This is a genomic window from Mitsuaria sp. TWR114, assembly GCF_007997345.1.
Window position 1 is genome coordinate 21,455 of sequence record NZ_VOSR01000464.1, and the last position, 6,034, is coordinate 27,488.

General features: G+C 69.7%; 7 protein-coding genes. 1 reads left to right on the forward strand and 6 read right to left on the reverse strand.

Going from position 1 to position 6,034, the window contains the following annotated elements; all coding sequences use genetic code 11:
• Window positions 1–5: 5 nt before the first annotated feature.
• Together FUT87_RS16795 and sugE are read right to left on the reverse strand one after the other, a co-directional pair.
• Window positions 6–326, reverse strand: a complete 321-nt coding sequence (locus FUT87_RS16795) for a hypothetical protein (protein WP_147241751.1) — start codon at window positions 324–326, stop codon at window positions 6–8.
• A 93-nt stretch (window positions 327–419) separates the two neighbouring features.
• Window positions 420–740 carry a quaternary ammonium compound efflux SMR transporter SugE gene (gene sugE / locus FUT87_RS16800; RefSeq protein WP_091724250.1) on the reverse strand — a complete coding sequence of 107 codons (321 nt, stop codon included), beginning with the start codon at window positions 738–740 and terminating at the stop codon, window positions 420–422.
• Window positions 741–910: 170 nt separating this feature from the next.
• On the opposite strand from sugE, the gene FUT87_RS16805 reads away from it, so the two are divergent.
• Window positions 911–1,948 (forward strand): LysR family transcriptional regulator, encoded by a 1,038-nt coding sequence (locus tag FUT87_RS16805; RefSeq protein ID WP_147241752.1) that lies wholly within the window; start codon window positions 911–913, stop codon window positions 1,946–1,948.
• Here FUT87_RS16805 and FUT87_RS16810 read toward each other — a convergent pair.
• From FUT87_RS16810 to FUT87_RS16825, 4 genes are all read right to left on the reverse strand, one after another.
• Window positions 1,863–2,795: an amino acid ABC transporter substrate-binding protein gene (locus FUT87_RS16810; RefSeq protein WP_183491118.1), complete on the reverse strand. Its 933-nt coding sequence runs from the start codon at window positions 2,793–2,795 to the stop codon at window positions 1,863–1,865. The two genes, FUT87_RS16805 and FUT87_RS16810, sit on opposite strands and share 86 nt — an antisense overlap.
• 107 nt (window positions 2,796–2,902) lie before the next feature.
• Entirely contained in the window at window positions 2,903–4,234 is a 1,332-nt protein-coding gene (locus FUT87_RS16815; protein ID WP_186830581.1) for a replication-associated recombination protein A, read from the reverse strand.
• Window positions 4,235–4,315: 81 nt separating this feature from the next.
• Window positions 4,316–4,987 (reverse strand): outer membrane lipoprotein chaperone LolA, encoded by a 672-nt coding sequence (gene lolA, locus FUT87_RS16820; protein ID WP_147241755.1) that lies wholly within the window; start codon window positions 4,985–4,987, stop codon window positions 4,316–4,318.
• 80 nt (window positions 4,988–5,067) lie between these two features.
• On the reverse strand, window positions 5,068–6,034 hold a 967-nt coding region (locus FUT87_RS16825), incomplete at its 5' end, for a DNA translocase FtsK (RefSeq protein ID WP_255511882.1).

Below are 6,034 nucleotides of genomic sequence, written 5' to 3' on the forward strand. Positions count from 1 at the left end.
CAGCCTCAGCGCGTGGACGGCGGCATGTTCGAGGCCTCCTTGATGCGCTGCCACGCATCCTTCACGGCGGGTTTGGCGCGCGCCCAGTCGAGCGACGACCCCTTGCGCTGCTCGCCCCAGTCGCGATGCAGCTCGGCCTCGAAATCATCGAAGTCGCGGTCGGGATAACGCGCGAACGCATCGACGCCATAGGCATACGCCGGGCCGAAGTCGTCATGGGTGTCGCCTTGCTGGATGTACGGCCGCTTGGCGTAGTTGTCGCGCCAATAGGCGGCCTCCTGCTCGCGGTCGTAGGCGTGGTCTCGTCGTTCGTCGAAGTCGGGCATGGGGAACTCCTGCGGTCGGGATGACCGTGGACGGCAAGTCCCATGCCCTGCCGGCTTCCGCCTGGCAGGCCGGCGCCGACGCCGGCCGAGCCCTCACTGCGACGAGACCATCTTCAGCCCGACGATGCCCACGGCAATCAGCCCGATGCAGGCCAGCCGGGCCGGCGAGGCGGATTCGCCCAGCAGCACGATGCCCGCGATCGCGGTGCCGACCGCGCCGATGCCGGTCCAGATCGCATAGGCCGTGCCGACGGGCAGGTGCTTCAGCGCCCAGCCCAACAGCACCACGCTGGTCACCATCGCCAGCACGGTGCCCACCGTCGGCCACGGCCGGGTGAAGCCCTCCGTGTACTTCAGCCCGACCGCCCATCCGATCTCGAACAGCCCCGCCAGGAACAGCACACCCCACACCATGTCGAACTCCTTGTTGAGAGCCTCGGCGCGTTGAGCGTGGCCGCCCTGCGCCGAGGCCTTGATTCACGATGGGACGGACTGTATGTTCGTCATCCTGATAGTTGAAGTCAGGATCCATCAGACCGACTGATAGATCAACCTCTCACTCTCCATCTCCCACAAGGACCGCCATGGCCTTCGACCTGGACAATCTCCGCGTCTTCCTCGCCGCGATCGACCACGGCTCGTTCTCCGCCGCCGCCCGTGCGCTGGGCCGGGTGCCGTCGGCGGTGAGCATGACGATCGCTCACCTGGAGGCCGAACTCGACCTGCCGCTCTTCGACCGCGCCGGCCGCGAACCCGTGCCCACACCGCAGGCGCTCGCGCTGGTCCCGCAGGCGCGCCGGCTGGCCGAGCAGTTCGGCCAGCTCAACCGGCACGCGCTGTCCATGACGCAGGGCCTGGAGCCGTCGCTGGTGATCGCGGTCGCGCCTGAACTGGTCGCGGCGACGCCGTGGAGCGACGCGCTGACGACCTTGTCGACCGAGTTCCCGCTGCTGGAGATCGAGGTGCTGACCGCGCCGCAGGCGGACGCGCTGGCGATGCTGAAATCCGGGCGCGCGCAGCTGGCGCTGGTGTTCGAGCGCCAGGGCCTGGACCCGTCCGAGCAGTTCCAGGAAGTGGCCCGCGAGACGCTGCTCGCCGTCGTCGCCGCCTCGCATCCGATGCTTGCGCGCGAGGCCTTGGCGCTGCGCGACGAACACCTGATCGCCGAGCGCCAGATCCTGGTCGCTGGCCGCGATGCCTGCGACGTCGACAAACGGATCTCGGTCTCGCGGGTGCAGTGGCGCACCGACAGCCCGGTCGCGGCGCTGCGCATGGTGTCGGCCGGGCTGGGCTGGGCCTGGTTGCCGTCCGGTTTCGTGCGCGCGGCGCTGGCCTCGGGCGAGCTGGTCCAGATTCCCGCCGGCAACTTCACCACCGCGCTGCAGCTCTACGTCGACGTGGTGTGGACGCAGACCCGGCCACTGGGCTTGGCGGCGCGGCGCTTCGTCGAGTTGCTGAACGGCCGCTCAGGCTGCTCGGGTGCGATCGCGAGCGACCGCGCCGCGCCGGCGGCACCCGCCGCGGCCTTCAGCGCCTTCAGCGATAACGCTCCGGATCGGGCGAGTCGGTCGGCTGCGCCACCACGCGCCGGAAAGCGGCGTTCATCGGCAGCTTCAGGTTGATGCCGGAGGGCGGCAGCGGGGACTCGAACCAGCGTCTGTAGATCGTGTGGATCTCGCCGCTGCGGTACAGGCCGACCAGCACGTCGTCGACCATGGTCTTGAACATCGGATCGTCGCGGTTCAGCCCGATCGCGTAGGGCTCGACCGTGAGCGCCCGGTCGGAGATCACGTAGTCGTCGGGCGAGACCGCCGACCCCTGCTGCGCCAGCAGGCTGCGGATGATGACGTCGTCCATCATGAAGGCGTCGGCGCGGCCGCTGCGCAGCAGCTGGAAAGCGTCCGGATCATCCAGCCCCGCGACGATGCGGATGCCCAGCCCCAGTTGCTCGTTGACCTTGGCCAGGTGCTGGATGCTGGTCGTGCCGATGGTGCTCACCACCGGCCGGCCGCGCAGGTCGGACAGGCTTTGCACCTTCTCGCCATGGCGCGTCATCAGCTTGGTCTCGGCCACGAAGATCGTCACCGAGAAGGCCTGGCTGCGGGCCCGCTCCGCGGTGTTGGTGGTGATGCCGCACTCCATGTCCAGCGTGCCGTTGCTGACCATCGGCATGCGCGTCGCCGAGCCCACCGCCACGCGCCGCACCTCCAGGTCGGGCAGCTTCAGCCGCGTGCGCAGCGAGGCGATCACGCGCTCGCACAGTTCGACGGAATAGCCGGTGGGACGCAGCTGCGCGTCGAGGTAGGAGAACGGCGCCGATGCCGGCCGGTAGCCCAGGACGATGACGCCGGTCTCGCGGATGCGGGCCAGCGTCGGCCCCTCGGGCGGCTGCGCCGGACGCACCACCGGCGCCGGCTTGGCGGCCGCCGCCTGCGCGACCGGTGCGGCCACGCCCAGGCCAAGGCTCAAGGTCAAACCCAGGACCGCGCCGAAACACCGCCCGCGCATCCGCGCGACAGGCTGCCCAGCGCGCACCAGGCGCGTCGTGAAAGAGGCTCGCCACGCCGCGCCCATGCTCAGTCCTCGCGGCCCTCGCCGCGGCGGGCCGCGGCCTCGCCCTCCTGACCGAGCGCCTCCGCGTCCAGCCGTCGCAGCTCGTCCATCCGGGCGCCGATCTTGATCTCCAGGCCACGCAGCACCGGCTCGTAGAAGCGCTGGTCCTCGAGGCCGTCCGGCAGGTACTGCTCGCCGGCGACATAGGCGCCGGGGAAGTCATGCGCGTAGCGGTAGGCCTTGCCGTAGCCCAGTTCCTTCATGAGCCGCGTCGGCGCATTGCGCAGATGCACCGGCACCGGCCGCGAACTGTCCTGCTTGATCAGCGCGCGCACCTGGTTGTAGGCGTTGTAGACGGCGTTGGACTTGGGCGCGATCGCCAGGTACACCACCGCCTGCGCCAGCGTCAGCTCGCCTTCGGGCGACCCCAGGCGCTCGTAGGTCTCGGCGGCATCCAGGCAGATCCGCAGCGCGCGCGGGTCGGCGTTGCCGATGTCCTCGCTGGCCATGCGGATCAGGCGACGCGTGATGTAGCGCGCGTCGACGCCGCCATCGAGCATGCGCACCAGCCAGTACAGCGCCGCGTCGGGGTTGGAGCCGCGCACCGACTTGTGCAGCGCCGAGATCACGTCGTAGAACTGGTCGCCGCCCTTGTCGTAGCGCCGCAGCTGCTCGCCCAGGGTGCGCTCCAGCAGCGCCTCGTCGATCTCCGCCGTGTCCGCCGGCGTCAGTTGCGCCACTGTCTCCAGCGTGTTGAGCAGCCGCCGCGCGTCGCCGTCGGCATAACCGATCAGGCGCTGGGTGGCGGCCTCGCTGACCGGCGGCGCGCCCAGGGCCTCGCGCCCGCGCGCCAGCAGCTCGCGCATGTCCTGCTCGTCGAGCGACTTCAGCACATGCACCGTCGCGCGCGAGAGCAACGCCGAATTGACCTCGAAGGACGGGTTCTCCGTCGTTGCGCCGATGAAGCTGAACAGGCCGGACTCGACATGCGGCAGGAAGGCATCCTGCTGCGCCTTGTTGAAGCGGTGGACCTCGTCGACGAACACGATCGTGCGCCGCCCCTGCCCGGCTGCGGCCATGGCGCGCTCGACCGCCTCGCGGATGTCCTTGACGCCGCCCAGCACCGCCGAGATCGCGATGAACTGCGCGTCGAAGAACTGCGCCATCAGCCGCGCCAGCGTCGTCTTGCCGACGCCCGGCGGGCCCCACAGGATCATCGAATGCGGCCGGCCGCTCTCCAGCGCGACGCGCAGCGGCATGCCGGGCCCGAGCAGGTGGCGCTGGCCGACGACCTCGTCGAGCTGACGCGGCCGCAGCCGCTCCGGCAGCGGCGCGTGCTTGCCCGGCGCCCCCATGGCCGGCGGCCCGCTGGGAACGGGATCGAACTCGTCCGGGAAGAGCGACGCGTTGCTCATCGGTGCAGGCTCGAAGCTCGGTCAGGGTTGGCGCGCGATGTCCGTACCCGGCGGCGGCGTGAAGCGGAAGCGCTCGGCCGACACCTTGGCATTGGGCTCCACCGCGCTGAACTGCATCACCGATTGCTGGCCGAAGCCGTCAACGATCTCCAGCGCCGACAGCTCGCGTCCCTTGAAGCCCAGCTTCAGGCTCTGCAAGCCGCTGTCGTTGCGCCGCGGCGTCGCCTGCACCCAGTCCAGCCCGTTGGCCGCCGGCAGCGCCTTCAGCGTGAAGTCCCGCGACAGGTCGCCCCCGGCGAGCAGCGCCACCGGCGTCGCGCCCAGCGCCTGGTCCATCTGCCGCACCGTGGCCTGCTGCAGGTCCGGGTCGTAGATCCAGACCTCCTTGCCATCGGCCACGATCAGCTGTTCGGCCGGCTTCGCATAGGCGAAGCGGAACTGGTTCGGCCGCTGGAACTCGAAGGTGCCGGTGGTGGTCTTCTTGCGCTTGCCATCGGGCGCGGTGACCGTCTGCGTGAAGCTGGCGCGGCCACTCTTCACCTCGGTCACGAACTGCTGCAGCGCGCTCACGCCGTCGGCATGGGCCAGCGCGGCGGCCCCCAGCAGCGCCGCGCCCGCGACCGCGCGGGTCGCGCGAAGGCCGCGGAGCGACAGGGAACGGAGCGATTGAAACGAATGGAGCGGATGGACCATGGGAGGCTCGTCGACGATGGCGTGGATGCTTGAACGGAGCGGGAGGTGCGGAAGGCGAGGAACGCGTCGGCCGGCGCCGTTCATTCCTCCCGCTTGGGCACGATGATGTCGCGGTTACCGTTGGTGGCCATCGACGACACCAGGCCCGATTTCTCCATCTGCTCCAGCAAGCGGGCGGCCCGGTTGTAGCCGATGCGCAGGTGGCGTTGCACCAGCGAGATCGAGGCCCGCTTGTGCTGCAGCACCACGGCCACCGCCTGGTCGTACATCGGATCGGATTCGCCGTCGCCGCCGGCGGCCAGGCCGGGCAGGCCATCGCCGCCGCCGTCCCCGTCGAGCACGCCGCCCTCGAGGATGCCTTCGATGTAGTTCGGCTCGCCGCCCTGCTCCTTCAGGTAGTCGACGACGCGATGCACCTCGTCATCGCTGACGAACGCGCCGTGCACCCGCACCGGCAGCCCGGTGCCCGACGCCATGTAGAGCATGTCGCCCATGCCCAGCAGCGCTTCGGCGCCCATCTGGTCGAGGATGGTGCGCGAGTCGATCTTGCTCGAGACCTGGAAGGACAGGCGGGTCGGGATGTTGGCCTTGATCAGGCCGGTGATCACGTCCACCGACGGGCGCTGCGTCGCCAGGATCAGGTGGATGCCGGCGGCACGGGCCTTCTGGGCCAGGCGCGCGATCAGTTCCTCGATCTTCTTGCCGACCACCATCATGAGGTCGGCCAGTTCGTCGATGACGACGACGATGTGCGGCAACCGGTCCAGCGGCTCCGGCTCTTCGGGCGTCAGGCTGAACGGGTTGGGGATCTTCTCCTCGCGCTCGGCCGCGTCGGCGATCTTCTTGTTGTAGCCGGCCAGATTGCGCACGCCCATCTTGGACATGAGCTTGTAGCGCCGCTCCATCTCGTTGACGCACCAGTTCAGCGCGTTGCCCGCCTGCTTCATGTCGGTCACGACCGGCGCCAGCAGGTGGGGGATGCCCTCGTAGACGCTCATTTCCAGCATCTTGGGGTCGATCAGGATCAGGCGGACGTCGCGGGCCTCG

Coding starts and splice junctions, on each gene's coding strand:
- lolA (WP_147241755.1), bottom strand. CDS start 4,987: ATGGTCCATCCGCTCCATTCGTTTCAATCGCTCCGTTCCCTGTCGCTC.
- FUT87_RS16805 (WP_147241752.1), top strand. CDS start 911: ATGGCCTTCGACCTGGACAATCTCCGCGTCTTCCTCGCCGCGATCGAC.
- sugE (WP_091724250.1), bottom strand. CDS start 740: ATGGTGTGGGGTGTGCTGTTCCTGGCGGGGCTGTTCGAGATCGGATGG.
- FUT87_RS16815 (WP_186830581.1), bottom strand. CDS start 4,234: ATGGGGGCGCCGGGCAAGCACGCGCCGCTGCCGGAGCGGCTGCGGCCG.
- FUT87_RS16795 (WP_147241751.1), bottom strand. CDS start 326: ATGCCCGACTTCGACGAACGACGAGACCACGCCTACGACCGCGAGCAG.